This is a genomic window from Agrobacterium burrii (assembly GCF_017313405.1).
Lineage (GTDB): Bacteria > Pseudomonadota > Alphaproteobacteria > Rhizobiales > Rhizobiaceae > Agrobacterium > Agrobacterium burrii.
In genome coordinates this window covers 475255-502025 of sequence record NZ_JAFLNA010000002.1, presented here as the reverse complement: position 1 = coordinate 502025, position 26771 = coordinate 475255, and the positions used below count along the sequence as shown (strand labels likewise).

Genomic DNA, 26771 nt, shown 5'->3' with positions numbered 1-26771 from the left:
CGCGAAACAATCCTCACAGGTTCCGAGCGATCACCATACGCTGGACATCGCTTGTTCCCTCGTAAATCTGGCAGATGCGCACATCGCGATAGATCCGCTCCACCGGATAATCCGCCATGTAACCGTAACCGCCGTGAATCTGGATGGCGTCCGAGCAGACGCGTTCGGCCATTTCAGACGCGAAGAGCTTGGCCATCGAGGCCTCCGAAAGACAGGGCTCTCCCGCCTCCTTCAACGCCGCCGCATGCAGCACCAACTGCCGCGCCGCCGTAATCTTCGTTGCCATATCCGCCAGCCGGAACGCGACCGCCTGGTGCTCCACGATTGCCTGCCCGAAGGCCTTGCGCTCGCGGGCATAATCCCGCGCCGCCTCGAAGGCCGCCTGCGCCATGCCGACCGCCTGTGCAGCGATGCCGATGCGGCCGCCTTCCAGATTGGCGAGCGCGATGCGATAACCCTGCCCCTCTTCACCCAGCCGCAATTCGGCCGGGACCGCCATGTCGGTGAAGGCGATCTGGCAGGTATCGGACGAATGCAGCCCGAGTTTTTCCTCGACCCTTATGACCTCGTAACCCGGCGTATCCGTCGGCACGATGAAGGCGCTGATGCCCTTCTTGCCCGCCGCCGCATCGGTGACGGCGAAGACGATAACGACATCACCATTTTTGCCCGAGGTGATGAACTGCTTCGCCCCATCAAGAATATAGCGGTCGCCATCGCGCCGCGCCCGGGTCTTGAGGTTTGACGCATCGGAGCCGGCCTGCGGTTCGGTCAGCGCAAAACCGCCGATCCATTCGCCAGAAGCCAGTTTCGGCAGGAAACGTTGCTTCTGATCCTCCGTGCCGAATTTCAGGATCGGCACGCAGCCGACTGAATTGTGAACGCTCATGATGGTGGAACAGGCCCCGTCACCGGCAGCGATTTCCTCGAGCGCCAGGGCATAAGCGACGGCACCGGTTTCCGATCCGCCATAGTCCTCCGAGACCAGCATGCCGAGGAAACCAAGGTCTCCCATTTCCTTCAGTTCGTCTTTCGGAAACCGGCTTTCCCGGTCACGCGCGGCAGCGCCGGGGGAAAGCCGTTCGCGGGCGAAATCGCGAGCCATGTCCCTGATCTGCTGCTGAGCTTCGTTCAGGATCATCGCCGCCTCCCCCTCAATGCCGCTCGATGCCGAGCGCGGTTGCTTCACCGCCGCCGATACAGACGGCGGCCACGCCGCGCTTCAGCCCGTGGCGCTGCAGAGCGGCCAGCAATGTGACGACGATCCTCGCGCCGGAAGCGCCGATCGGATGGCCGAGCGCACAGGCCCCGCCGTGCACATTCACCTTCTCAAGCGGCAGATCGAGATCGCGCATTGCCGCCATCGCCACCACGGCAAAGGCCTCGTTGATTTCGAAGAGATCGACATCCCTCGCCGTAAAGCCGGTTTTATCGAACAGCTTTTTCATCGCGCCGATGGGAGCCGTTGGATATCCGGCAGGGGCATCCGCATGGGAGGCCTGACCGATGATCGTCGCCAGCGGCGATAGGCCCCGCCTTTCCGCTTCGGAGCGACGCATGAGAACGAGAGCGGCCGCACCATCGGAAATCGAGCTGGAATTGGCCGCCGTCACCGTTCCGCCATCGCGAAAGGCGGGCTTCAGCTGCGGGATTTTCTCCGGTTTTGCCTTGCCCGGCGGCTCGTCCACGGCAACATCGCCGACAGGCGCTATTTCCGCTTCAAAGGCTCCCTCCGCTATGGCGCGACGCGCCCGTTCCAGCGAGGCAAGCGCATAGTCATCCTGCATGGCGCGGGTAAATTGATAGGCCTCAGCGCAATCTTCAGCGAAAGTGCCCATCAGCCGGCCCTTGTCATAGGCATCCTCGAGACCGTCGAGAAACATATGGTCGATGACTTTGCCGTGGCCGAGACGATAGCCATTTCGGGCGCGATCCAGCAGATAGGGCGCATTGCTCATGCTTTCCATGCCACCCGCAAGCACGATGGAAGAGCTTCCCGCCGCGATCTGGTCATGGCCCAGCATGATCGCCTTCATGCCCGAACCGCACATCTTGTTGATGGTCGTCGCGCCAATCGAGTTGGGAATACCGGCGGCAATGGCTGCCTGTCTGGCGGGCGCCTGCCCCTGCCCGGCGGTGAGCACACAGCCCATCAGCACATCATCAATGTCAGAAACCGGAATAGTAGCCCGTTCGACGGCCGCACGGATCGCCGCGGCCCCAAGATCGGGTGCCGCCACCGATTTGAATTCGCCCTGGAACCCACCCATAGCAGTACGGGCGGCCCCGACGATCACGACAGGGTCATGCACAGCCAAATTCACCTCCCTTGGGCATTCTCTCGCTTGAGAAAACGACCGTCATCGCGATCTCCTCCAGACCTCGACAAAAGCATCGGACCGAAAAGTGTGCCGCGGTTTTCGGATAATCCGATGCCAAGCAAAAACCTAGAGCGGTCCATCGCCCTAGGTGAACGCTATCACCAACTCGAATTCATTTCAAAGCTATTTTGATTGACAGTTTTTTGATTGGCGATATCTTTGATCCAACAAATAGTCATATCATAGAGCAAATGATCCATGATTGAGCTCGACAGTTTCGACCGCAAGATTCTGCATGTCCTCGGCGATGACGGGCGGGTGAGCTGGCGCGATCTGGCAGCGCGTATCGGCCTTTCCTTCACGCCGACGCTGCGCCGGGTGCGCAAGCTCGAGGAAGAAGGCATCATTCGCGGTTATACCGCCGTGTTCGATGAGAACCGGCTGCTCGGCAATATGGGCGTCTTCATCTCCGTCACGCTGGAACGGCAGATCAAGGAAGCGCTGACGACCTTCGAACACCACGTCGCCTCCATTCCCGAAGTCGTGGGCGGTTACCAGACCAGTGGCAGTTCCGATTATCTGATCCACGCCATGGTGCGGGACCTGCCGCATTATCAAGAGCTACTGGATTTCCTGACCACGGTTCCCGGCGTGTCGCGCATCCAGTCCAATTTCGCCATCAAGACATTCGTGCGCCGTTCCGCCGCCTTCACCGGAGGTGACGCGCCGTAAAATGAGGGTTGCCGGCGCGGAGGAGGTGCCGGCAACTGACAAAAGGGACGGCAAATACCGTCCGGAGGAGAAGACGCGATGAGTTTGAACCTCGCCGCCATTTTCGATGCCGATCTCGGCCCGGAAATCGCAGCATTGCGCGACAGCGCAAGAGCATTCGCCGACGATAAAATCGCCCCGCTGGCGGCAGAAATAGACCGCGACGACCGTTTTCCACGCAAGCTCTGGCCAGAGATGGGTGAGCTCGGCCTGCACGGCATCACCGTTTCGGAAGAATTCGGCGGTGCCGACATGGGTTATCTCGCCCATTGCGTGGCGATGGAGGAAATAAGCCGGGCTTCGGCTTCCATCGGCCTTTCCTATGGCGCTCATTCCAACCTCTGCATCAACCAGATCCACCGCTGGGGAACGGATGAGCAGAAGCACAGATATCTGCCGAAACTCGTCTCCGGTGAACATGTCGGTTCACTCGCCATGAGCGAGACGGAAGCCGGTTCGGATGTCGTGTCGATGCGGCTGAAGGCGGAACGCAGAGACGATCGCTATGTGCTGAACGGCGCAAAAATGTGGATTACCAACGGTCACGAGGCCGATACGCTGGTGGTTTACGCCAAGACGGATATGTCCGCCGGCCCGCGCGGCATCACGGCCTTCCTGATCGAAAAGGGATTCAAGGGGTTTCGCCCGGCCCAGAAACTCGACAAACTCGGCATGCGCGGCTCACCCACATCAGAACTGGTGTTCGAGGATTGCGAGGTGCCGGAAGAAAACATTCTCGGCCGCCTCAACGACGGCGTGACGGTGCTGATGAGCGGGCTGGATTACGAGCGGGCCGTGCTGGCCGCCGGCCCTGTTGGTATCATGCAGGCGGCAATCGATCTGGTTCTGTCCTATGCCCGCGAGCGTAGACAATTCGGCAAGCCAATCGGCGAATTCCAGCTGGTGCAGGGGAAACTCGCCGATATCTACTCGTCCATGAATGCGTCGCGCGCCTATGTCTATGCCGTGGCTCGGGCCTGCGACAATGGCCGCATCACAAGGCAGGATGCGGCGGGCGCGATCCTGTTTGCCGCCGAGCGGGCGACGCAGGTGGCGTTGGATGCGATCCAGCTTCTCGGCGGCTCAGGTTACGTGAATGAAAGTCCGGCCGGACGGCTGCTGCGTGATGCTAAACTCTATGAGATCGGCGCAGGCACCAGCGAAATTCGCCGGATGCTGATCGGCCGCGAACTGGTTAAGGGCAACGGGTGAGAACGCGATGAAGCTTACTTCCAGTCTGAACCGCGATCCCACCTTTGCCGCCAATGTAGAGTTCATGTCGGGTCTCGTGGACGACCTGCGGCAGCATGTCGAAAAAATCTCGAAAGGCGGCGGCGACAAGGCCCGCGAGCGGCATCTTTCCCGCGGCAAATTGCTGGCGCGAGACCGCATCGAAGCGCTTCTCGATCCCGGCAGTCCATTCCTGGAGTTCTCGCAATTTGCAGCTTACGAGGTCTATGACGAACCCGTTCCCGCCGCCGGCATCGTCACCGGCATCGGCCGGGTATCGGGCCGCGAATGTGTGATCGTCGCCAATGACGCGACGGTGAAAGGCGGCACCTATTATCCGCTGACGGTGAAGAAACATTTGCGCGCGCAGGAAATCGCCACCGAGAACCGCCTGCCCTGCATCTATCTGGTGGATTCCGGCGGCGCGAACCTGCCCAATCAGGACGAGGTGTTTCCCGACCGCGATCATTTCGGCCGTATCTTCTACAATCAGGCCAATATGTCGGCGCAGGGCATTGCCCAGATTGCCGTGGTGATGGGCAGCTGCACGGCGGGTGGGGCCTATGTGCCAGCCATGAGCGACCAGTCCGTGATCGTCAAAAATCAGGGCACGATCTTTCTCGGCGGCCCGCCGCTGGTGAAGGCCGCAACCGGCGAGGTGGTGAGTGCGGAGGACCTTGGCGGCGCGGATGTGCATTCGCGGCAATCCGGCGTCACTGATCATTACGCCCACGACGACCGCCATGCGCTGGCGCTGACCCGGCGGATCGTCTCCACCCTCAGCCGCCGAAAACAGGTGGAGCTGGATATCCGCGAACCGGTGGAGCCGCTTTATCCGGCCGACGAGCTTTATGGCATCGTTCCCGCCGATACGCGAAAACCCTTCGAGGTGCGCGAGATCATCGCCCGTCTGGTGGATGGTTCGGAATTCGACGAGTTCAAGGCGCTTTACGGCACGACTTTGGTCTGCGGTTTCGCCCATATCCATGGTTATCCCGTCGGCATCATCGCCAATAACGGCATTCTGTTTTCGGAATCTGCACTGAAAGGCGCGCATTTCATCGAACTCTGCTGCCAGCGTGGCATCCCGCTGGTTTTCCTGCAGAACATCACCGGCTTCATGGTCGGCAAGGCCTATGAGGCTGGTGGTATCGCCAAGGATGGCGCCAAGCTCGTGACAGCCGTCGCCTCGGCCAAGGTGCCAAAATTCACCGTCATCATCGGCGGATCCTTCGGGGCCGGCAATTATGGCATGTGCGGGCGGGCCTATTCACCACGCTTTCTGTGGATGTGGCCGAATGCGCGTATTTCGGTGATGGGCGGCGAGCAGGCGGCGTCCGTGCTGGCGCAAATCCGCCGCGACGGCATCGAGGCAGATGGCCGCCACTGGTCGAAGGAAGGCGAAGAGGCGTTCAAGCAGCCGATCCGGGAAAAATACGAGCGGGAAGGACATCCCTATTATGCCAGTGCACGGCTATGGGACGACGGCATCATCGACCCGAAAGATACCCGTCTCGTGCTTGGCCTTGGTCTCTCCGCCGCGCTTAACGCACCGATAGAAACCACCCGTTTTGGCATATTCAGGATGTGAGGCGACGATGTTCTCGAAAATACTGATCGCCAACAGGGGCGAAATCGCCTGCCGCATCATCCGCACCGCCGCCAGGATGGGCATCCGCACCGTCGCGGTCTATTCGGATGCCGACCGCAACGCCATGCATGTGGCGCTTGCCGACGAAGCCATCGCCATCGGCCCCGCGCCGGCGCGCGCCTCCTATCTCGATGCGGAAAAAATCATCGCAGCCGCAAAAGCAACCGGTGCGGAAGCGATCCATCCGGGTTACGGCTTTCTGTCCGAAAATGCCGCCTTCGCCGAAGCCTGCGCCGCCGCTGACCTCATTTTCATCGGCCCGCCGCCGCAAGCAATCCGCGCCATGGGCGGAAAAAGCGAAGCGAAGGCGCTGATGGCGAAAGCCGGCGTTCCCATCGTTCCCGGCTATCACGGCGATGAGCAGGCCGAGAAACGGCTGGCGAGCGAGGCGGATAAGATCGGTTATCCGGTGTTGCTCAAGGCCTCTGCCGGCGGCGGCGGCAAGGGCATGCGCGTGGTCAGGCAAAAGCTCGACTTCGCAGCCGAGCTTGCCGGTGCCAAACGCGAAGCGCTGGCCGCCTTCGGCAATGACCGCATGCTGATCGAAAAACACCTGGAGCGTCCACGCCATGTGGAAGTGCAGGTCTTCGCCGATGGCCATGGCAATTGTGTTTCGCTTTTCGAGCGCGATTGCTCGATCCAGCGCCGGCACCAGAAGGTGATAGAGGAAGCCCCCGCCCCCGGCCTGCCCGATGCCTTGCGGCAACGCATGTATGATGCGGCAACCGCCGCCGCCCGCACCATCGATTATCGCGGTGCGGGTACCGTAGAGTTTCTGCTCGACCCTTCCGGCGACTTCTACTTCATGGAAATGAACACCAGGCTTCAGGTCGAACACCCGGTAACGGAATATATTACCGGTCTCGATCTGGTCGAATGGCAGATCCGCGTCGCGAACGGCGAAGTCCTGCCGGAAGGCTGGGCCGATCTCCGTATCAACGGCCATGCCATCGAGGCGCGGATTTATGCCGAAGACCCGGCAAATGATTTCCTGCCGTCGATCGGCACGGTCAGCCATCTGATCTTTCCTGATGACGGCCCGCACCTCCGGATCGACAGCGGCATCCGCGCCGGTGATGCCATCACCGTGCATTACGATCCGATGATCGCCAAGCTGATCGTCTGGGATCACGACCGAGCCGCCGCCGTGCGGCGGCTGCGGCTAGCGCTGGAAAAACTGGCGATCTGCGGCGTCACCAGCAATGTTGCGTTTCTGGCGCGGCTTGCAGGGCTCGAGGCTTTCGCCACCGCCGATCTCGATACCGGCTTCATCCCCCGCAACGAGGCAGCGCTTTTCGCCCCCGCAGTCACCGGCGAGAGCGAAATCGCCATAGCTGCGCTCGGCCTCCTTCTTTCACGACAGAAAGCGGCCAAGACCAGTTCTCCATCATCGGCCGATCCCCATAGCCCATGGAACAACACCAATGCTTTCCGCCTGAATGCACCGACGCGGGAAACCCTGAATTTCACTCTCGACCACCAGCCGCTCGCGGTTGCCGTTACCCATGAGGAGGACGGGTTTTCGCTGGAGATTGACGGCGGGACGATCCGTGTCGGCGGTAATCTCGCAGAGAATGGCAAGCTGCGTGCGGTCATGGATGGCATGCAGAGGCAGGGCTATTTCTTCGCCGAGGACAGCAGCCATACGCTTTTTCTGGACGGCGAGCATTATCGCATCAGCCAGCCAGACCCCGTCGATATCGCGGATGCCACCACCCATACCGGCGGTCTGGAAGCACCCATGCCGGGCGTTATCCGCGCCGTACTCAGCCAGAAAGGTACGCTCGTTGAAGCCGGCGAGGCGCTGGTGGTGATGGAGGCGATGAAAATGGAGCACACGATCCGTGCCCCGACAAAAGGCACCGTTACCGCTATCAATTGCGCAGAAGGCGATATGGTGGCGGCCGGTGCGGTGCTGGTGGATTTCGAGCCGGAGGGCACCTGACATGGGTTTTCCGCAAGCGGCAAAGATTGTCGAAGTCGGCGCGCGTGACGGTCTTCAAAATGAAAGTGCGGAGGTTTCCACCGCCATCAAGATCGAACTCATCGAGCGGCTGGCCGCAGCCGGGTTGGCAGCCATCGAGGCGGGAGCCTTCGTTTCACCCAAAAAAGTGCCGCAAATGGCAGGTTCGAAAGAGGTGTTTCAGGGCCTTAGACGGCGACCCGGCACGGCCTATCCGGCGCTTGTTCCCAATATGAAAGGTTTCGAGGCGGCCATCGAAGCCGGTGTGACGGAAATCGCCGTTTTCGTTTCCGCATCAGAAGGCTTCAGCCAGCACAATATCGGCTGCTCGCGCGCTGAAAGCCTTAAGCGGCTGCACGATGTCGCGCAGGCGGCCGCCGACCGAAATATCCACATGCGAGGTTACGTCTCCTGCATTGCCGGCTGCCCCTATGACGGAGCGGTTGCGCCCGATGAGGTCGCCGCGATGGCCGAGGCGCTTGTCGCGCTTGGCTGCCATGAGATTTCGCTCGGCGATACGATCGGCATCGGCACGGCCAGCCAGATTCGCAATGTCATCGAGCGGGTGTCGACCCGTATCCCGCGCGAAAAACTCGCCATGCATTTCCATGACACCTATGGGCAGGGCGTCGCCAATGTGCTGGCCTCGCTGGAGGAAGGCATAGCCGTTTTCGACAGTTCCGTTGCCGGGCTGGGCGGCTGCCCCTTTGCGCCGGGGGCGAGCGGCAATGTCGCCACCGAAGATGTCGTTTATCTGCTGCAGGGGCTTGGCATCGAAACCGGTATCGACCTGATGGCCGTGGCGAAGATCGGAGACCGGATCAGCCGGTATCTCGGCAGGCCGAACGCGGCACGCGCCGGAAAAGCGCTGCTTGCCGCAAAACAGGAGGGTGACCTGCATGGCGGATGAGTTGTTGCGTGAGACACGCAAGGATGTTCTGTGGCTGACGCTTAACCGGCCGGAAGTTCACAATGCCCTCAACGCCGCCATGACGGATGCGCTTGCCGGTGCCATACGCGCGGCATCCGGTGACCGTGGTCTGCGCGCCGTGGTCATAACGGCAGCGGGAGACCGCAGTTTCTGTTCGGGGGCCGATCTCAAGGAGAGCGCCGGCGGCATATTCCTCTCACGGGATGGAACAAACCCCATTGCCGACGTGATGCGCGCCATTGAAACCTGCGACAAGATCGTCATCGCCCGCATCAACGGCCGGGTCTTGGCCGGTGGGCTTGGCGTCGTTACCGCCTGCGATCTTGCCTATGCCGCCGATCACGCCGAATTTGGTCTGCCGGAAGTGCGGGTCGGGCTTTTCCCGGCCATGGTGGCGGCGAAGCTTCTGGCGAAAATACCCTTGGGCAGGCTTCAGGAAATGGCTTATCTCGGCCAGCCAGTCAGCGCCCCGGAGGCAACAGGTCTCGGCCTTGTCAATCGCACCGCGCCTGCGGCGGAACTCGATGGCTTGATCGAGGATGTTCTTGCGAAGCTGCGACAGAATGCGCCGGGCGCCATCGCAGCCGGAAAGGCAGCCTTGCTGGCGATGGGCGACATGTCATCCGATGAACGGCTTGCCTTTGCCGAAGGCGCCATCGCCGCCATCAGCAGCAGCGATGAAGCGCGCGAAGGGCGGCAGGCTTTTGCAGAAAAGCGGCCTCCTATATGGACCGGCAGGTCCTGAACCGCAGCACTTTCACCGCAGTCGTCGTCTCTTGAGACGTTAATCGATATAATGCCCGCAGCCGCGTTGACCCCGTTCGGCAAATCGCGTTTTATCCAGCACCTTTCGCCGGACGGTGATCGGGCAGCCGGAGGAGACCCCATGCGCCTTGTAAAAACCGTCGCCGAATTGCGGGATGCGATTGCCGCCTTTCGCCGCGAAGGCAAGAGTGTCGGCTTCGTGCCGACCATGGGTTTTCTCCATATCGGCCATCTGACGCTCGTTGCCAAAGCCAAGGCGGAAAACGATGTGACGGTGGTTTCCATCTTCGTCAATCCGCTGCAATTCGGCGCGAATGAAGATCTGGCGCGTTACCCCCGCGATCTCGCCCGCGACAGCGCGCTGCTGGAAGAGGCAGGTGTCGATGTTCTTTTCGCGCCGGACGTCACGGACATGTATCCGCGCCCGATGGCGACCGTGGTGGATGTGCCGGAACTGGGCAGCCAGCTGGAAGGTGCGGTGCGGCCGGGGCATTTCGCCGGTGTTACGACCGTCGTCACAAAGCTCTTTAATCTCGTCCAGCCGGATGCCGCCTATTTCGGAGAGAAAGACTACCAGCAGGTAACGCTGATACGCCGCATGGTCGAAGACCTTGCCCAGCCGGTGCGGGTGGTACCGGTCGCCACGGTGCGCGAGGCAGATGGGCTGGCCTGCTCTTCGCGCAATGTCTATCTGAGTGCCGAGCAACGCGCCGCCGCCGTGATCGTGCCGCGTGCATTGGACGAGGCGGAACGGCTTTATGATGCAGGTTTCAATGACCCCGCAGCCTTCGAAGCGGCGATCGAAAAATTCATCGCCACCGAGCCGCTGGCATCGCCTGAAGTCGTGGCGGTTCGTGATCCCGACACGTTAGCCCCTGTCTCATCGTTGCAGGCGGGGCCTGTGCTGGTGGCGTTGTTCGTGCGCGTCGGCAACACGCGGCTTCTCGATAACCGCGTCATCGGCCGCGACAAAACCAATCAACAGGAGGCCGCACAATGAGCGCGCAGGGAAAACTGAAGCGGCTGACGACAGCCTCCATCCGGCAGATGAAAGGTGAGCCGCGTATCGTCTGCCTCACCGCCTATACGACGCCGATCGCCCGCCTGCTCGATCCGCATTGCGACCTGCTGCTGGTCGGCGATTCCCTCGGCATGGTGCTTTACGGTATGGACACGACAGTCGGCGTCACGCTGGATATGATGATCGCCCACGGCCGCGCCGTCATGCGCGGTGTCGAGCATGCCTGCGTCATCGTCGATCTTCCCTTCGGCACCTATCAGGAGTCCAAGGAACAGGCCTTTCGCAACGCGGTGCGGGTGATGCAGGAAACCGGCTGCGACGGCGTGAAGCTGGAGGGCGGCGAAGAGATGGCCGAAACCATCGCTTTTCTGGTGGCGCGCGGCATTCCCGTCTTCGGCCATGTCGGGCTGATGCCGCAACTGGTCCACACCGCCGGCGGCTTCCGCTCGCTCGGACATTCGGAGGCGGAAACGCAGAAAATCTGGCGCGATGCAATTGCGGTCGATCAGGCCGGCGCCTTTGCCATTGTCGTGGAGGGCACAGTTGAGCCGCTTGCCCGCGAACTTACCGAGAAACTTTCCGTCCCCACCATCGGCATCGGCGCATCGCCGGCCTGCGACGGGCAGGTGCTCGTCTCCGACGACATGCTCGGCCTGTTTTCCGATTTCAAACCGAAATTCGTCAAGCGCTTCGCCGACCTTGGTGCGGCGGTTTCGGATGCGGCAAGGGACTATGCCGATGAGGTTCGCTCCGGCGCGTTTCCGGGGCCGGAGCATACTTTTCAGGTTCGCAAGCCCACAGGTTCGGCGGAGTGAGACGATATTTCCGTCGTGCCGATGGCAAGTCTTGCCTCAACCTCTCCGCCGTCTTCCTCGGGCTTGACCCGAGGATCTATGGTGCGTCGGGGTGTGGATCCTCGGGTCAAGCCCGAGGAAGACGGCGGAGAGGTTGAGGCAAGACTGTCAGCTGTCAGTCGCCTGCTCGGCCTAATCACGGTCTTCGCACACCCAGTAGTAGAACGACTACACAATACCGCCGCTGCCACCCACCGAAGCCGGCCGTTCCGCCGCAACATGGCTGCGATAACCGCTCGCCCGGTAAGTCGCGATGGGATCGATCGCGCCGCCGGCCAAATGCCGGGCCTGCGCAAGGATAGCCTCCACATCGGTGCGGTAGGCCCGTTTCAGCGTATCTGATGCCATCAGCGCATCATTATCCTGCTGGTAGCCGTCGAGAGCGGCGCGATCCACCAGCAGAGCCTGCGCATAGGCGCGGCGGATTTCATTGGCGCTGGAGATCAGGCTTTCGATCGGGTCCGTCACATTATGCGACTGGTCGATCATGTGGGCCGGATGGAAACCCTTTACGCCGCGATATTCCGCATCCACCAGCTCGTTAAAAACGAGGAACAGACGGTATGGCTCTATCGAACCGGCATCCAGATCGTCATCGCCATATTTGCTGTCGTTGAAGTGGAAACCGCCGAGCTTGCCGAACTGGATAAGCCGGGCGACGATCATCTCGATATTGGTATTGGGCGCATGGTGGCCGAGATCGACGAGGCAGAAGGCCTTTTCGCCGAGCGTATTGGCGATGAGGTAATTGGTGCCCCAATCCTGCACGACGGTCGAATAAAACGCCGGCTCATACATCTTGTGTTCGGAAAAGATGCGCCAGTCATCCGGCAGCGCCTTGTAGATATCGGCCATGCCGGCAAGATAACGCTCGAAACTTCTGGTGAAATTGCTCTGGCCAGGGAAGTTCGAACCATCGCCCACCCACACCGTCAGCGCCTTGGAGCCGATGGCCTTGCCGATTTCGATGCATTCGATGTTGTGCTCAACAGCCTGCCGGCGCGTGGCGGCGTCGGTGTGGCTGAGCGAACCATATTTGTAGGAATGGCTCTGGCCGGGCGCATCCGAAAACGTGTTGGAATTCATGGCGTCGAAGCCGAGACCCAGCGCATCGGCATGGGCCTTCAACCGCTTCGGATCTTCCTTGTCCCACGGGATATGCAGGGAGACATTCGGTGTGGCGCGCGTCAGCTGGTTGATGACGGCGCAATCATCGAGCTTGTCGAAAATGCCGCGCGGCTCTCCCGTGCCGGGAAAACGGGCAAAACGGGTACCGCCGGTGCCGACGCCCCAGGAAGGCACGGCGACGAAAAATTCCGCAACCTTCGCGGTGACAGCATCGATATCGATGTTGCGACGCGCAAGCTGGTTGCCGAGCGCGTCGTAGTCTTCCTTATGCGCGGCTGCGCGCTTGCCATTTTCAACCGCGATCACATCGGCGGTGATTTTCGTCTCGGTCATTTTTTCCTCCCCGGAAATCAATCCGTACATGCTAGTTGATCACGCTCACTCCGTCATACCGGCCCTGAGCCGGTATCCAGCCAGCCCAAATCCTTGGGCTGAAAAAACCCTTCTCGCCGCGCAGACGCGCGTCGGCTGTATTCCGGCTCAAGGCCGGAATGACGAAAGTAAGAACGCGCCAAACGCCTTATCGCGTAAAACTCTGCGCATTACCGGCATCGACATTGATGATGTTGCCGGTCGACTTGGCCGAAGCATCGGATGCCAGGAAGTAGATCGCCTCTGCGATATCTTCCGGCAACACGTTGAGCTTCAGCAGCGAGCGCTTGCGATAATGTTCCTCCAGATCGGTTACTTCGATCTTGGAAGAAGCAGCACGCTGCTCGCGCCACTCGCCGTTCCAGATCTTCGAACCGCGCAGTACCGCATCGGGATTGACGGTGTTGACACGAATGCCGGCTTCCGCCCCTTCAAGAGCAAGGCAACGGGCGAGATGGATTTCCGCCGCCTTCGCGGTGCAATAGGCCGAAGCGTTAGGCGAGGATGCAAGACCGTTCTTGGAAGCGACGAACACGACGTTGCCGCCGAGATTTTGCCGTCGCAGCAGCCGGAATGCTTCGCGCGAAACAAGGAAATAACCGGTGGCGAGAATGTCGATATTCTTGTTCCACATGGCAAGTGTCGTCTCTTCCACTGGCGCGGAGGAAGCGATGCCGGCGTTGGAAACGAGAATATCCACGCCGCCGAATTCCACACTCGCTTGTGCGAAAGCGGAAATGACGGCGTCTTCCTGCGTCACATCCAGCTTGACGCTGCGCACCGCGTCAGTGCTGTAGCGCTTGGCGAAATCGCCCTTTGCGGCTTCCAGCGCCGCCTCGTCAATATCGGCGAGCACAACGCAGGCGCCCTCGGCCACCAGCCGTTCCGCCGTTGCCCGGCCGATGCCGCCAGCGCCGCCGGTGACGAAGGCCACGCGGCCGGCAAGGCTTTTCGGCTTCGGCATGCGCTGCAGCTTTGCCTCTTCCAGCAGCCAATATTCAATATCGAAGGCTTCCTGCTCGGGAAGACCCTGATATTCGGACACGGTGGAAGCGCCGCGCATGACATTGATGGCGTTGACATAAAACTCACCGGCGATACGCGCCGTCGCCTTGTCCTTGGCAAAGGACAACATGCCCACACCGGGGATCAGGAAGATCACCGGGTTCGGATCGCGTATTTTAGGCGAATTGTCGTGGCGGCAGGCTTCGTAATAGCGGCTGTAATCGGCCCGGTAAGCCTCGAGCGCCTTGTCCAGACCGGCCATCAGCGCATCCACATCGGGATTTGCCGTATCGAGGTCGAGGATCAATGGGCGGATTTTGGTGCGCAGGAAATGATCCGGGCAGGACGTGCCGAGATTACCGAGCGGCTTCAGGTCATTCGAATTGACGAATTCGAGAACCGCATCCTGATCATCGAAATGACCGAGCTTGCGCTCCTCGCGGCCAATGCGGCCACGGATTTCCGGCATCAGCCGGGCAGCGATGGCGCGACGCTCAGTCTCAGGCAGGCTCTTGGCCACGGCACCACCGAAGATCGTCTTGCCTTCGGTCTTTCCTGCAAACCATTCGATCGCCTTGTTGATAATGGCGAGCGTCAGTTCGTAACAGGCCTTGGCGTCGTTATCCCAGGTGAACAGGCCGTGGCTTTCCAGCACCACGCCCTTGGCCTTCGGATTGGCCTTGACGAAAGCTTCCAGATCGAGACCAAGCTGGAAACCGGGACGACGCCAGGGCAGCCAGCCGATTTCATCGCCAAAGATCTGCTGCGTCAGTTCTTTCGAATTCTTCGAGGCTGCAATCGCGATGATCGCGTCCGGATGCATATGATCGACGTGATCATAAGGAACGAAACCATGCAGCGGCGTATCGATGGAGGCGGCGCGCGGATTGAGGTTGAAGGTACAATGCGGCAGGAAACCGACCATGCGGTCCTCGTCAGCAACACCCTTGTAGATGCCCTTCAGCGCTTCCAGCTTGTCGAGATAGAGTGTCGAAAAGCCATCGATCTTGATGGTGCCAACATCGCCACCGGAGCCTTTGACCCACATGACGCGGACCTTCTCGCCAGTCAGCGGATCGGTTTCCAGCACTTTTGCGGAGGTGTTTCCGCCGCCGTAATTGGTGATGCGCTTGTCAGCACCCAGCAGATTGGAACGATAAAGCAGCTTGCCGGGCTCATCGAGCGTTCTGGCGTAAGCATCGTCCCAACGGCTTTCGAGAAGGCGGGATGTTCCCGTCATGTCTTCCTCCCATATCGGTCTGCATTGGCGGCACCGGCATCGGCCCGCATCCATTGATCGCAGGTATCGCGCATGCAAAAGCACAATGTCAATCAAAAACGATCATAAATTTTCATGTTGCACCGCGAAATTGTTTAATTTGATCGTTCTTGATTGACAAGTTAAAGAGATTGCGAATAATCACAATCAGGAGGACCCCATGCACGAACGCGAACGCCATCGCATCATCTTGAGCGCCACGCAGGAAAAAGCTGTCGTGACGGTGCAGGATATTGCTGAACTGACGGATGCGTCGGAAGCGACGATCCGCAGGGATATCGCGTCTTTGCATGTTCAGGGCAAGTTGCGGCGTGTGCGCGGCGGGGCGGAGGCGGTGCATCCGCCGCAGCTCGGCAATCTCGCCGCCCGCCCCTTCCGTGTGTCCGAATCAGTCAACATCGACAAGAAACGCGCAATTGCGCGCAAAGCGGTCGATCTCTGCCATGAGGGTGACGCGATCATCCTGAATGGCGGCACGACGACATTCCAGATGGTGCATTACATGGCCGCGCGCAGGCTACAGGTGATGACCAATTCCTTTGCGATTGCCGAGCATCTGGTCAAGCATTCCAAATGCAGCGTCAGCGTACCGGGCGGCGCGATCTATCGCGACCAAAGCCTTATCCTGTCGCCCTTCGAAAACGATGCGATCCGCAATTTTTATGCGCGGCGGATTTTTCTCGGCGCGCAGGGCGTCGGCGCACTTGGCATCATGGAATCGGACGCGCTGGTCATCCAGAGCGAACAGAAGCTGATGCGACAGGCGGAAGAATTGATCGTCATGGTCGATTCCTCGAAATTCAGAAAACGGTCCAGCCTCATTCTTTGCCCGCTCGAAAACGTCTCGACCATCATCACCGATGACGGGATTTCGGATGAAGCGGCGAGGATGGTGGAAGATGCCGGCGTCGAATTGCTGATTGCCGGCGCGGTGGCGGCGGATAAAACAGCCGGTCCGCCGGATGAGGAGAATTCTTCTTCGGTCGCTTGAGGAGTGCCGGAGGGAAAAACAAGGTTTAAAACGGGAGGAAAAGGGACATGAAACTTACACGCAGAACATTGACGAGCGTTTTGGCGCTGAGCGCAGCACTCTCTGTCGCCGGCTTTGGCAGCGTTGCGCAGGCCGCCGACGTGAAGATCGCGCTGGTGGTCAAGTCGCTCGGCAACGGCTTTTTCGAAGCCGCCAACAAGGGCGCGCAGGAGGCCGCAAAGGACCTCGGCGGCGTCGAGATCATCTATACCGGTCCGACCAGCACCACGGCGGAAGGCCAGATCGAAGTCATCAATTCGCTGATCGCGCAGGGTGTCGATGCCATCGCCATTTCCGCCAACGACCCCGACGCGGTTGTTCCAGCACTGAAAAAGGCGGCGCAGCGCGGCATCAAGGTCATCTCCTGGGATTCCGGCGTGGCGCCTGAGGGCCGCATTCTCCAGCTCAACCCCTCGTCCAACGCGCTGATCGGCAAGATGTGCCTGCAGCTCGCCGCATCGCATCTGGAAGGCGGCAAGGGCGATTTCGCCATCCTTTCGGCCACCACCACCTCCACGAACCAGAATATCTGGATCGACGAGATGAAGAAGCAGCTGAAAGACTTCCCCGGCCTCAACCTCGTCACGACAGTTTACGGTGACGACCTGGCCGACAAGAGCTACCGCGAAGCGCAGGGCCTGCTCTCCTCGCAGCCGAATGTGAAGGTCATCGTCGCACCGACGACGGTGGGCGTTCTCGCCGCCTCGCAGGCCGTGAAGGATGCCGGCAAGATCGGTCAGGTCTTCGTGACCGGCCTTGGCCTGCCATCCGAAATGGCCGGCGCCATCAAATCAGGCGCGACCAAGGAATTCGCCATCTGGAACCCCATCGACCTTGGCTACTCCGCCACCCAGATCGCCTATCGCCTTGTGAAGGGTGAAGCCGACGGCAAGCCGGGCTCGGAAATCGAAGCCGGCCGCATGGGCAAGATCAAGGTCGGAGAAAACAGCGAAGCGGCGATGGCTGATCCGTTCATCTATGACGCGAAGAATATCGATCAGTTTTCGAAGATTTTTTGATCTGAGAAGTTGCTGACGGCGGGCGAAGGGCACCCCCCTCTGTCCTGCCGGACATCTCCCCCTCAAGGGGGGAGATCGACTCGCGGATAAGTCTCGCCCATCTCGACATTTGCGAATGAAGTGGTGGTAGCGCCTCCTGCCGATCTCCCCCCTTGAGGGGGAGATGCCCGGCAGGGCAGAGGGGGGTATCCCTCGCCGCTTCACTCAAAACTGACCGGTATGACAGAAGATGCGTGCTGAACCCCAAACTTTACCAATGACAGAAGCTTCCAGCGCCACGCCCATTCTCGAAATGCGCGGCATCAGCCAGATATTTCCCGGCGTGAAAGCACTGGATGGCGTCGATATCGCGCTGTACCCCGGCAAAGTCACCGCACTGATCGGCGAAAACGGCGCGGGCAAATCCACGCTCGTCAAGATCCTCACCGGCATCTACCGCCCGAACGAAGGCGAAATCCTGCTGGATGGCAAAGCCGTGACTTTCCACGGCGCTCAGGATGCCATCGATGCCGGCGTCACCGCCATTCATCAGGAAACCGTTCTGTTCGACGAGCTTTCCGTCGGCGAAAACATTTTCCTCGGCCATGCGCCGAAAGGCCGCTTCGGCCTCATTGACTGGAAGACCATCAATGCCCGCGCAAGCGTGCTGCTGGAACAGCTCGAGAGCACCATCGATCCATCGATCCGGCTGAAGGACCTTTCGATCGCCCAGCGCCATCTGGTCGCGATCGCGAGAGCGCTGTCCGTCGAGGCGCGCATCGTCATCATGGACGAACCGACCGCCGCCCTTTCCCGAAAAGAGATCGACGATCTCTTCCGCATCGTCGAAAACCTCAAGCGACAGGGCAAGGCCATCCTCTTCATCAGCCACAAGTTCGATGAGGTTTACGAGATCGCCGAAAATTACGCCGTGTTCCGCGATGGCAAGATGGTCGGCGCGGGTAATCTCGCCGCCACACCGCAGGACGAAATCGTTCGCCTGATGGTCGGCCGCGACGTGACAAACGCCTTCCCCAAACAGGCCGTCACTCTCGGCCCGACGGTTCTGTCAGTCCGCGATTATTCGCACCAAACGGAGTTCCGAGATATTTCGCTCGATCTGCGCAAGGGCGAGATTCTCGGCCTTTATGGGCTGATCGGTGCGGGGCGATCCGAACTCTGCCAATCGCTGTTCGGCATCACCCGGCCGGCTTCGGGAGAAGTGACGCTGAACGGCCAGCCGCTCACCATCCGCTCGCCTGAAGATGCGATCCGCGCCGGCATCGTTTATGTGCCGGAGGAGCGCGGCCGCCACGGTCTGGCGCTGGACATGCCGATTTACCAAAACATGTCGCTGCCTTCGCTGACGCGCACTTCCCGCAAGGGCTTTCTGGCGGCGGCCAATGAATTCGCGCTGGCGCGAAAATATGCGTCCCGTCTCGACCTGCGCGCGGCGGCCCTCTCCGTGCCGGTCGGCACGCTCTCGGGCGGTAACCAGCAGAAGGTGGTGATCGGCAAGTGGCTCGCCACCCAGCCCAAGGTCATCATTCTCGACGAACCCACCAAGGGCATCGATATCGGCTCCAAGGCCGCCGTGCACGGCTTCATCAGCGAGCTTGCGGCCGAAGGACTTTCCATCATCATGATTTCATCCGAACTTCCCGAAATCCTCGGCATGTCCGACCGCGCCATCGTCATGCGCGAAGGCCTGATGGCGGGCCTGTTCGAACGCGCCGATTTTTCTCCGGAAAAGCTGGTGCGCGCCGCCACCGGCAACGCCTGAGAGGGGCAAAACCATGCAACGTTTTCTCAAAAATCGCGAATGGCTGCTGGCAGGCATCATCGTCATCATGATCGCCGGTTTTGCGCTGCGCGCGCCCGGTTTCAGCCGACCGGGTAATCTGGTCAACATCTTCAACGATACCTCGATCCTCATCATTCTGGCGCTCGGCCAGATGGCGGTCATTCTCACCAAATCCATCGATCTTTCGGTTGCCGCCAATCTCGCCTTCACCGGCATGGCGGTGGCGATGACCAATGCCGCCTTTCCCGGTATTCCGCTGCCGCTTCTCATCGCCATGGCGGTCGGCATCGGCGCGTTTCTCGGGTCGCTCAACGGCGTGCTGGTCTGGTGGCTCGGCATTCCGCCCATTGTCGTCACGCTCGGCACGCTTACCATCTATCGCGGCATGGCCTTCGTGCTCTCGGGCGGCGGTTGGGTGAACGCGCACCAGTTTTCACCCACCTTCCTCAACGTGCCGCGCACCATGATTCTCGGCATGCCGGTTCTTTCATGGGTGGCCATCCTCATCATCGCCGGGGCTTGGCTGGTGCTCAGCCGCACTTCCTTCGGCCGTTCGGCCTATGCGTCAGGCGGAAATCCCGGTGCTGCGGTCTATGCGGGCATCGATGTCGGCCGCACGCGCTTCTTTGCCTTCGTTTTATCCGGCGCACTGGCCGGTCTCGCCAGCTATCTCTGGGTGTCGCGTTATGCCGTTGCCTATGTGGATATCGCCGCCGGTTTCGAATTGGATAGCGTCGCAGCCAATGTCATCGGCGGCATCTCGATTGCCGGCGGTATCGGCTCGGTGGCAGGGGCAGTACTTGGCGCGCTGTTCCTCGGCGTCATCAAGAACGCGCTGCCCGTCATCGGCATCTCCCCCTTCGCGCAGATGGCGATTTCCGGCGTGGTCATCGTGCTTGCCGTCGTCTTCAACGCCCGCGCCGAAGCTCGAAAAGGCCGCATCATCCTGCGTGACCGGGCAGCAAGCGATCAGGCCAAGGAGGCCGCAGCATGACCTCGCAACCGACACAGACCCCGCGCATCATTCCAGACAAGCTCGGCACGCCGCTGCGGCGCGTCTTGGCCAGCTGGGAAGTGCTGCTGCTAGGCGTCGCCATCCTCATCTTCATCGCCAATTCGCTCGCCTCGCCCTATTTCCTCAATGCCTGGAACCTCTCCGACGCGACCTTCAATTTCACCGAAAAGGCGATCATCGCCTTTGCCATGGCGCTTTTGATCATCGCCGGCGAAATCGATCTCTCCGTCGCCGCCATCATCGCGCTTGCTTCCACCGCCATGGGGGCTGCGGTGCAGATGGGTGTCGGCACGCCCGGCCTCGTCGCCATCGGCATCGGCACCGGGCTTTTGTGTGGTGCCTTCAACGGCTTTCTGGTCGCGGGCCTGAAACTACCGTCCATCGTCGTCACCATCGGCACCATGAGCCTGTTTCGCGGCATCTCCTATATGGTGCTGGGCGATCAGGCCTATGGCAAATATCCGGCCGACTTCGCCTATTTCGGCCAAGGCTACGTCTTCTCCGTCATCTCCTTCGAATTCGTGCTGTTCATCGTCATGGCCGTCCTCTTCGCCATTCTGCTGCACGCCACCAATTTCGGCCGGCAAGTCTATGTCATCGGCACCAATCCCTTCGCCGCCCGTTTTTCCGGCATTCCGGTGGAGCGCGTCAAGTTCATCCTCTTTCTGCTCACCGGCCTGATGAGCGGCATCGCCGCCGTCTGCCTCACCTCGCGGCTCGGCTCCACCCGCCCTTCTATCGCTCAAGGCTGGGAGCTTGAGGTGGTGACCATGGTGGTGCTGGGCGGCGTTTCCATTCTCGGCGGTTCCGGCACCATTGCGGGCGTGGTCATCGCCGCCTTCGTCATGGGCCTCGTCACGTTTGGTCTCGGGCTGCTGAACGTGCCGGGTATCGTCATGTCGATCTTCGTCGGCCTGTTGCTGATCATCACCATCGCCATTCCCATCGTCGTTCGTCGCCTTAGAGCCATGAGAGGCTGAGCCATGCCGGAATTCGAAAAACACGCCTTCAAGATGAAACTCTTTCCCGGTAAACAGGCGGAATATCAAAAACGCCATGACGAGATATGGCCGGAACTGGTGACGCTGCTGCATGAAGCGGGCGTGAGCGATTACTCCATCCATCTCGACCCGGAAACCAACATCCTGTTCGGCGTGCTGACCCGCCCGAAGAACCACGGCATGGCGGCATTGCCCGAACATGCGGTAATGAAAAAATGGTGGGCGCATATGGCCGATATCATGGAGAGCAACCCGGACAATTCACCTGTCGCAAAAGACCTCGTGACGCTGTTCCATCTGCCATGAGCGACAGCATCAAACCGGGCCGCATCGCAGTCATCGATATCGGCAAGACCAACGCCAAGGTCGTGGTCATCGACACCGAAAGCGGCGACGAAATTGCCAGCGACAGACGCTCCAACCCCGTTCTTCGCGACGGCATCTATCCGCATTACGATGTGGAGATGCTGTGGAGCTTCATTCTCGCCGCTCTTCGGCGATTTGGCAAAGAGCCGGGTTTCAACGCCATTTCCATCACCACCCATGGCGCGGCAGCGGCGCTTCTCGATGAGAACGGCGAGCTTGCTATGCCGGTGCTCGATTATGAGCACGCCTATCCCGCTGCTGTTCAGGAGGCCTATCTAGACATACGGCCTGATTTTTCAGAAACCGGCTCGCCGCAGCTTCCCGTCGGGCTGAATCTTGGCGCGCAGATTCATTTTCAGAAAACCGCGTTTCCGCAGGAATTTGCCAGGGTGCGCAGCATCGTCACCTATGCGCAATATTGGGCGGGGCGGCTCACCGGCGTTCACGCAACCGAAACGACCTCTCTTGGTTGCCACACTGACCTCTGGAACCCTCGACAGAAAACCTTCTCCACGCTGGTCGAGCGTCTCGGAATTGCGCAATTGATGGCGCCGGTGCGTTCTGCTTTCGATGTGCTCGGGCCAGTCCGCAAATCGCTGGCACAGGAAACAGGTCTGTCTCCGGATGTGTCCGTCTATTGCGGCATCCATGATTCCAATGCGTCGCTGCTGCCGCATCTCTTGCGCCGGGAGGGCGATTTTTCCGTCGTCTCGACCGGCACATGGGTGGTGAATTTCGCCATAGGCGGCACGGCGGATGCGCTGGATCCCGCCCGCGATGCATTGTTGAATGTCGATGCTCTCGGGCGTCCCGTTCCGTCCTCCCGCTTCATGGGCGGCAGGGAATATGAAATGCTGACGCAGCAATTCGGGGCTGCACCGGACGAAGGGATCGAAGCCGCAATTGGCGGCGTGCTTGCCAAGGGCATGATGCTGCTACCCAGCACCGTTAGCGGCTCTGGTCCCTTCCCCGGTAAAACAGCGCGCTGGATTGCCGACGAAAATGCTACCGTTACCGAACGGCACGCGGCGGCAGCGCTTTATCTTGCGTTGATGACGGAGTTCAGTCTTTCGCTGATCGGGCGGAAAGGCCCAATACTGGTGGAAGGCCCCTTTGCCAGCAATGCGCTTTATCTCAAGGCGTTGGCCGGTTTTGCCGATACGGAGGTGATAGCCGTCGGCGGCTCCACCGGCACCAGCGCGGGCGCCGCACTCCTTACCGGCATCAAGCCACTTGCCGGCCGGGAGCGTCATTTCACTCCTGATACCATTGCCGGGCTTCATCCCTACCGCGCCGACTGGCTCGCGCATCTGGCTTGACGCAACACCCGCAAAACACGAAATGCGGCCTCATAGGGGCCGCATTCCATTTCGCCTGAAGATCAACCCTTGATGAAGGCCAGAAGATCGGCGTTCAGCACATCGGCATTGACTGTCAGCATGCCGTGCGAGAAGCCAGGATAGGTCTTCAGCGTGCCGTTTTTCAGCAGCTTCACCGATTTCAGTGCGGAGTCGGCAACCGGCACGATCTGGTCGTCTTCACCATGCAGCACCAGCGTCGGAACGCTGATCGCCTTCAGGTCTTCGGTCTGGTCGGTTTCAGAAAAAGCCTTGATACCGTCATAATGGGCTTTCGCGCCGCCCATCATGCCCTGCCGCCACCAGTTCTGGATCACGCCTTCCTGAGCGGTCGCCCCATCACGGTTGAAACCGTAGAACGGGCCGGACGGCACATCGCGGAAGAACTGCGCGCGGTTTGCGGCCAGCGCCGAGCGGAAGCCGTCAAAAACCTCTATCGGCAGGCCTTCGGGGTTGGCCGCCGTCTTGAGCATCAGCGGCGGCACGGCGGAAACGAGCACGGCCTTGGCGACGCGGCCTGAGGGTTCGCCATGTTTGGCGACATAACGGGCAACTTCACCGCCGCCGGTGGAATGGCCGATGTGCACGGCATTTTTCAGATCGAGCTCCTCGACGACGGCAAAGGCGTCGGCGGCGTAATGATCCATGTCGTGACCTTCGGCAACCTGGGCAGACCGGCCATGGCCACGGCGGTCATGGGCGACGACGCGAAACCCCTTGGAGAGGAAGAACAACATCTGCGCGTCCCAGTCATCGGAAGAGAGCGGCCAGCCGTGATGAAAGACGATGGGCTGGGCATCCTTCTGGCCCCAGTCCTTGTAGAAGATTTCGGTGCCGTCTGTCGTTGTCACAAAGCCCATGATCGTTTCTCCTTCGGTTGCGTTGGCATCTTCCGATACGCTGTCAGTTGTGCGCCGGTTTGATGGAGGGATGATGACGCAGGACAACGGTTGCGACAATTGCAACAATAGTTGGCATTGAATTGCTGTTAGTGAAATTATCTTTTCGATCCGCGTGGATGCACACGCATCGAACCGCTCCGCGCCCTCACTATGGAGTGAGAACGAGAGGATAGGCACACGGTTACGTGAATTCAATCACCTGCTGGGCAACTGTTATCTTCAATCCACGTCGGGATCGTATTCCCTCGGGCTGTCATCCCTAGAGAACAACACGCAGGGTCCGCGGGAACCGCGCGGATCATAGGCATAACCCTTGGCCGTCAGCGCCTGCATGATATCGCGGACCCCCGCGAGGCCATAAAGATGGTCGTGCAGCTCGACGAATATACGCTCCACGCCGGCAAGATCGGCCCTGCCCAGTAGGTCGCGCTCGGCACCTTCGATATCCATCACGAGGGCGGTAATGCCGTGGCTGGCAATAAATTCGTCGATATTTTCGGAGGAGATTTCGATGCGCTGTTCATAAGGCCCCTGATTTTCGTCCATGGAGGACATCCAGAGATCCTTGCGGACGTAGAAAGGATAGATGCTCGGCGCATCGGCGGTGAGAAGCCCCTGTGAAAACACGACATTGCCGCGGCAATTGGCCTCGAGTACCCGTTCTGCCAGCGCCGCCGTCGAAGGATTGGCTTCGAAAGCCCACACCGAAACATCGTCTATGCCGGCGATGATGGAGGTGATGATACCGATGCCGGACCCCAGTTCCAGCACGCGGTCGCCGGGTTTGATGGCTTTCAGGACGCTGCGGGCCTCCTTGGCCTCATAGCTGCCGTCGGTCAGCGCCTGCCAGATGACGGGTGACACCTCATCGGAAGAAAGAGGCAGGGCGACTCCATGCACGTCCAATATTTCCATGTCTCAAGCCTTTTCGCAAAACCCGGTCGTTTTCACCAGAACGATCCCGTATCGACCGGGAATGCTCTACAGCATCGGTGCAGCAACCGGTATCGGTTTTAGCAGGAACCGATACATCCGGTTAAAATTTCGATACGCTTGCGATGACACAAAAACGGGGATTTCAGACGGAACTCCAGAACACCAGTTCCTTGGCCGGCAACGGCCTGCTGATCAGATAACCCTGCACCTGATCGCACCCCAGACGTCTGACGCATTCATATTGCTCTTCCGTCTCGATGCCTTCGGCAATCGTGGTCATCCGCAGACTACGGCCCACCCCGACCACAAATTCGACGATCGCCAGCGCGTCACGGTCGCTGGTAATATCGCGCAGAAAGGACCGGTCGATCTTGATCTTGTCGAAGGGTACGCCGCGCAAATTCGCGAGCGAGGAATAACCTGTACCAAAATCATCCATGGCGATCTTGATGCCGACATCCTTCAGCCGGGTCAGCGTATTGATCGTCTGGTCGCTCTTGTTCAGCAGGATCGATTCGGTGATCTCAAGCTCAAGCCGGCTCGGCTCCAGCCCGCTTTTTTCAAGGGCACCCATGACGTTCTGGATGAGGTTGGTGCTGTGAAACTGAACCGGTGACAGATTGACCGCCACTTTCATGTCCTCGTCCCAACCCATCGCCTCACGGCAGGCGGTCTCCATCACCCATTTTCCGAGCGAATGGATAAGTCCGGTTCGTTCCGCAACGGGAATGAACACGCTGGGCGGTACATCCCCCCGCACGGGATGCTTCCAGCGCAGAAGTGCCTCGAAGCCGCAGAGCTTGCGTGTCTGCGTCGCCACCTGCGGCTGGTAGTAGACTTCCATCTCATCATTCTGCAGCGCCGTCTGCAGATCGGCCTCGAAGGATTTCTTTTCGGTCAGCTGCTTCTGCATACGGACCTTGAAAACACTCGCCCGGCCCGGGCCGATGGCCTTTGCCTCATAAAGAGCCAGATCCGCGCGCTTGAACAATTCGTCCGCATCGACTGTGCCATGCGATATGGCGATGCCGATGCAGGTGCCGATTTTGACTTCCTGCTCGCCAAGCTGGTAGGTGCGGCTGATCTGGTCGATGAGCTTGGAGGCAAGGCGGCGGGCCGTATCCTCGTTAAGGTCATCGGACACCACGGCGAATTCGTCGCCACCCAGCCGGCACACCATGTCGTAATCGCCGCTAATGCCGGAAAGACGCTGCGCCACGGCCTGAAGCAGCGCATCGCCCGCATCGTGACCAAGCGTATCGTTGACGTCCTTGAAACCATCGAGATCAAGCAGAAGGATCGCCGTCGTTCCTGTCCCGCCGAAGGATCGGCGCAACCTCTCGATCAATTCCTGGCGGAACAATGCCCGGTTGGGCAACCCCGTCAGCGCGTCGTGATAAGCGTCATGTTCCAGCCGGACATTCTTCGCCTGCAACTCCAGCGTGGCGGCGCGCAGGTCGTCCGTCAGGCCGCGCATGCTTTTCTGCGCCCGGTTCAGCAGGTCGTTCTGGCGAAGCAGCAATATGACAAGCGCGATGCCGCACAGAATGAGGCCACCCGCCAGCGCGGTATAGACGATGTGCAGCTTGCGCACATCCTCATGGGCCGTATCGATGAGATTGACATCATAAGCCACTGATGACGAGGCCAATGTCGTCATCGGCGCATCGAGCGCGCTCATGGACGAGAGCAGATCCGGAACATCAGCCGGCGTCAGCTGGTTCATCTGCTGCTCCAGACGGGCCAAAACAGCGTCGAGGCGGGTTACGAGATCCCGCCACTGTTGTTTTTCATTGATGAAAGCCCCCAGATTGCCCTGTTTCAAAAGCTCCAGGCGGCTCAGCATGATGTCCAGACGTAGCTGCAGTTCGTCCCGGTCGAGCTTGCCCGGGCTTAGCGCGAATACGGCCAACTTGTTCTGCAGGCGAAGATATTCCGCCACGGTCTGGCTGACAGCCCACGAGTCGTTATAGCGGGCGAACTTCTGCAGAGCGGTTTGCCGCTCAGCAATGACGAAAGCGATATAGCCCGTTGCCAGGACGAAGCAACAGATGATCACCGCCACAAGTT

General features: G+C 60.1%; 22 protein-coding genes. 15 read left to right on the top strand and 7 right to left on the bottom strand.

What is annotated here, in order from left to right:
- Positions 1-13 precede the first annotated feature (13 nt).
- Positions 14-1141: an acyl-CoA dehydrogenase family protein gene (locus JZX89_RS05850; protein ID WP_207133378.1), complete on the bottom strand. Its 1128-nt coding sequence runs from the start codon at positions 1139-1141 to the stop codon at positions 14-16.
- A 13-nt stretch (positions 1142-1154) separates the two neighbouring features.
- Positions 1155-2318 (bottom strand): acetyl-CoA C-acyltransferase, encoded by a 1164-nt coding sequence (locus JZX89_RS05845; protein WP_207133377.1) that lies wholly within the window; start codon positions 2316-2318, stop codon positions 1155-1157.
- Between the two features lie 261 nt (positions 2319-2579).
- Between JZX89_RS05845 and JZX89_RS05840 the strand changes: the two genes are divergently transcribed.
- The 8 genes from JZX89_RS05840 (at position 2580) to panB (ending at position 11468) form a co-directional block, all read left to right on the top strand.
- Positions 2580-3053, top strand: a complete 474-nt coding sequence (locus JZX89_RS05840; RefSeq protein ID WP_035221263.1) for an Lrp/AsnC family transcriptional regulator — start codon at positions 2580-2582, stop codon at positions 3051-3053.
- A 78-nt stretch (positions 3054-3131) separates the two neighbouring features.
- Positions 3132-4304 (top strand): isovaleryl-CoA dehydrogenase, encoded by a 1173-nt coding sequence (locus tag JZX89_RS05835; protein WP_207133376.1) that lies wholly within the window; start codon positions 3132-3134, stop codon positions 4302-4304.
- Between the two features lie 7 nt (positions 4305-4311).
- Entirely contained in the window at positions 4312-5913 is a 1602-nt protein-coding gene (locus JZX89_RS05830) for a carboxyl transferase domain-containing protein (protein WP_207133375.1), read from the top strand.
- Between the two features lie 7 nt (positions 5914-5920).
- Entirely contained in the window at positions 5921-7918 is a 1998-nt protein-coding gene (locus JZX89_RS05825; protein WP_207133374.1) for an acetyl/propionyl/methylcrotonyl-CoA carboxylase subunit alpha, read from the top strand.
- 1 nt (position 7919) lies between these two features.
- On the top strand, positions 7920-8846 hold the full coding sequence (locus JZX89_RS05820) for a hydroxymethylglutaryl-CoA lyase (protein WP_207133373.1): 927 nt from the start codon (positions 7920-7922) through the stop codon (positions 8844-8846).
- Positions 8836-9612: an enoyl-CoA hydratase-related protein gene (locus JZX89_RS05815; RefSeq protein WP_207133372.1), complete on the top strand. Its 777-nt coding sequence runs from the start codon at positions 8836-8838 to the stop codon at positions 9610-9612. The genes JZX89_RS05820 and JZX89_RS05815 overlap by 11 nt, the downstream gene beginning before the upstream one ends.
- 141 nt (positions 9613-9753) lie before the next feature.
- Positions 9754-10632: a pantoate--beta-alanine ligase gene (panC, locus tag JZX89_RS05810; RefSeq protein WP_207133371.1), complete on the top strand. Its 879-nt coding sequence runs from the start codon at positions 9754-9756 to the stop codon at positions 10630-10632.
- On the top strand, positions 10629-11468 hold the full coding sequence (panB, locus tag JZX89_RS05805) for a 3-methyl-2-oxobutanoate hydroxymethyltransferase (RefSeq protein ID WP_207133370.1): 840 nt from the start codon (positions 10629-10631) through the stop codon (positions 11466-11468). Before panC ends, panB begins: the two co-directional genes overlap by 4 nt.
- 207 nt (positions 11469-11675) lie before the next feature.
- Here panB and rhaI read toward each other — a convergent pair whose 3' ends face one another.
- On the bottom strand, positions 11676-12968 hold the full coding sequence (gene rhaI, locus JZX89_RS05800) for an L-rhamnose catabolism isomerase (protein WP_207133369.1): 1293 nt from the start codon (positions 12966-12968) through the stop codon (positions 11676-11678).
- A 187-nt stretch (positions 12969-13155) separates the two neighbouring features.
- The gene (locus JZX89_RS05795) at positions 13156-15252 is read right to left on the bottom strand and encodes a bifunctional rhamnulose-1-phosphate aldolase/short-chain dehydrogenase (RefSeq protein WP_207133368.1); all 2097 of its coding nucleotides are present in this window, start codon (positions 15250-15252) and stop codon (positions 13156-13158) included.
- A gap of 199 nt (positions 15253-15451) precedes the next feature.
- Between JZX89_RS05795 and JZX89_RS05790 the strand changes: the two genes are divergently transcribed.
- From JZX89_RS05790 to JZX89_RS05760, 7 genes are all read left to right on the top strand, one after another.
- Positions 15452-16282 carry a DeoR/GlpR family DNA-binding transcription regulator gene (locus JZX89_RS05790; protein ID WP_153514567.1) on the top strand — a complete coding sequence of 277 codons (831 nt, stop codon included), beginning with the start codon at positions 15452-15454 and terminating at the stop codon, positions 16280-16282.
- A gap of 47 nt (positions 16283-16329) precedes the next feature.
- Positions 16330-17340, top strand: coding sequence for a rhamnose ABC transporter substrate-binding protein (gene rhaS, locus JZX89_RS05785; RefSeq protein ID WP_207133367.1), 1011 nt, complete (start codon positions 16330-16332; stop codon positions 17338-17340).
- 229 nt (positions 17341-17569) lie between these two features.
- Positions 17570-19102, top strand: coding sequence for a sugar ABC transporter ATP-binding protein (locus tag JZX89_RS05780; protein WP_207133366.1), 1533 nt, complete (start codon positions 17570-17572; stop codon positions 19100-19102).
- Positions 19103-19115: 13 nt separating this feature from the next.
- On the top strand, positions 19116-20117 hold the full coding sequence (locus JZX89_RS05775) for an ABC transporter permease (RefSeq protein WP_207133365.1): 1002 nt from the start codon (positions 19116-19118) through the stop codon (positions 20115-20117).
- Positions 20114-21118 carry an ABC transporter permease gene (locus JZX89_RS05770; protein ID WP_149899350.1) on the top strand — a complete coding sequence of 335 codons (1005 nt, stop codon included), beginning with the start codon at positions 20114-20116 and terminating at the stop codon, positions 21116-21118. The genes JZX89_RS05775 and JZX89_RS05770 overlap by 4 nt, the downstream gene beginning before the upstream one ends.
- A gap of 3 nt (positions 21119-21121) precedes the next feature.
- Positions 21122-21445 carry an L-rhamnose mutarotase gene (gene rhaM, locus JZX89_RS05765; protein ID WP_207133364.1) on the top strand — a complete coding sequence of 108 codons (324 nt, stop codon included), beginning with the start codon at positions 21122-21124 and terminating at the stop codon, positions 21443-21445.
- The gene (locus tag JZX89_RS05760; protein WP_207133363.1) at positions 21442-22824 is read left to right on the top strand and encodes an FGGY-family carbohydrate kinase; all 1383 of its coding nucleotides are present in this window, start codon (positions 21442-21444) and stop codon (positions 22822-22824) included. The genes rhaM and JZX89_RS05760 overlap by 4 nt, the downstream gene beginning before the upstream one ends.
- 62 nt (positions 22825-22886) lie before the next feature.
- Here JZX89_RS05760 and JZX89_RS05755 read toward each other — a convergent pair whose 3' ends face one another.
- The 3 genes from JZX89_RS05755 to JZX89_RS05745 form a co-directional block, all read right to left on the bottom strand.
- Complete coding sequence (locus tag JZX89_RS05755; RefSeq protein ID WP_207133362.1) at positions 22887-23723, bottom strand: alpha/beta fold hydrolase; 837 nt, start codon at positions 23721-23723, stop codon at positions 22887-22889.
- Between the two features lie 261 nt (positions 23724-23984).
- Entirely contained in the window at positions 23985-24680 is a 696-nt protein-coding gene (locus JZX89_RS05750; protein WP_207133361.1) for an FkbM family methyltransferase, read from the bottom strand.
- A 163-nt stretch (positions 24681-24843) separates the two neighbouring features.
- Positions 24844-26766, bottom strand: coding sequence for a putative bifunctional diguanylate cyclase/phosphodiesterase (locus tag JZX89_RS05745; protein ID WP_369809531.1), 1923 nt, complete (start codon positions 26764-26766; stop codon positions 24844-24846).
- Between the last annotated feature and the right edge of the window lie 5 nt (positions 26767-26771).

Coding starts and splice junctions, on each gene's coding strand:
- JZX89_RS05795 (WP_207133368.1), bottom strand. CDS start 15,252: ATGACGGGAACATCCCGCCTTCTCGAAAGCCGTTGGGACGATGCTTAC.
- JZX89_RS05850 (WP_207133378.1), bottom strand. CDS start 1,141: ATGATCCTGAACGAAGCTCAGCAGCAGATCAGGGACATGGCTCGCGAT.
- panB (WP_207133370.1), top strand. CDS start 10,629: ATGAGCGCGCAGGGAAAACTGAAGCGGCTGACGACAGCCTCCATCCGG.
- JZX89_RS05755 (WP_207133362.1), bottom strand. CDS start 23,723: ATGGGCTTTGTGACAACGACAGACGGCACCGAAATCTTCTACAAGGAC.
- rhaS (WP_207133367.1), top strand. CDS start 16,330: ATGAAACTTACACGCAGAACATTGACGAGCGTTTTGGCGCTGAGCGCA.
- rhaI (WP_207133369.1), bottom strand. CDS start 12,968: ATGACCGAGACGAAAATCACCGCCGATGTGATCGCGGTTGAAAATGGC.
- JZX89_RS05760 (WP_207133363.1), top strand. CDS start 21,442: ATGAGCGACAGCATCAAACCGGGCCGCATCGCAGTCATCGATATCGGC.
- JZX89_RS05790 (WP_153514567.1), top strand. CDS start 15,452: ATGCACGAACGCGAACGCCATCGCATCATCTTGAGCGCCACGCAGGAA.
- JZX89_RS05750 (WP_207133361.1), bottom strand. CDS start 24,680: ATGGAAATATTGGACGTGCATGGAGTCGCCCTGCCTCTTTCTTCCGAT.
- rhaM (WP_207133364.1), top strand. CDS start 21,122: ATGCCGGAATTCGAAAAACACGCCTTCAAGATGAAACTCTTTCCCGGT.
- JZX89_RS05835 (WP_207133376.1), top strand. CDS start 3,132: ATGAGTTTGAACCTCGCCGCCATTTTCGATGCCGATCTCGGCCCGGAA.
- JZX89_RS05770 (WP_149899350.1), top strand. CDS start 20,114: ATGACCTCGCAACCGACACAGACCCCGCGCATCATTCCAGACAAGCTC.
- JZX89_RS05830 (WP_207133375.1), top strand. CDS start 4,312: ATGAAGCTTACTTCCAGTCTGAACCGCGATCCCACCTTTGCCGCCAAT.
- JZX89_RS05820 (WP_207133373.1), top strand. CDS start 7,920: ATGGGTTTTCCGCAAGCGGCAAAGATTGTCGAAGTCGGCGCGCGTGAC.
- panC (WP_207133371.1), top strand. CDS start 9,754: ATGCGCCTTGTAAAAACCGTCGCCGAATTGCGGGATGCGATTGCCGCC.
- JZX89_RS05775 (WP_207133365.1), top strand. CDS start 19,116: ATGCAACGTTTTCTCAAAAATCGCGAATGGCTGCTGGCAGGCATCATC.
- JZX89_RS05825 (WP_207133374.1), top strand. CDS start 5,921: ATGTTCTCGAAAATACTGATCGCCAACAGGGGCGAAATCGCCTGCCGC.
- JZX89_RS05780 (WP_207133366.1), top strand. CDS start 17,570: ATGCGTGCTGAACCCCAAACTTTACCAATGACAGAAGCTTCCAGCGCC.
- JZX89_RS05840 (WP_035221263.1), top strand. CDS start 2,580: ATGATTGAGCTCGACAGTTTCGACCGCAAGATTCTGCATGTCCTCGGC.
- JZX89_RS05815 (WP_207133372.1), top strand. CDS start 8,836: ATGGCGGATGAGTTGTTGCGTGAGACACGCAAGGATGTTCTGTGGCTG.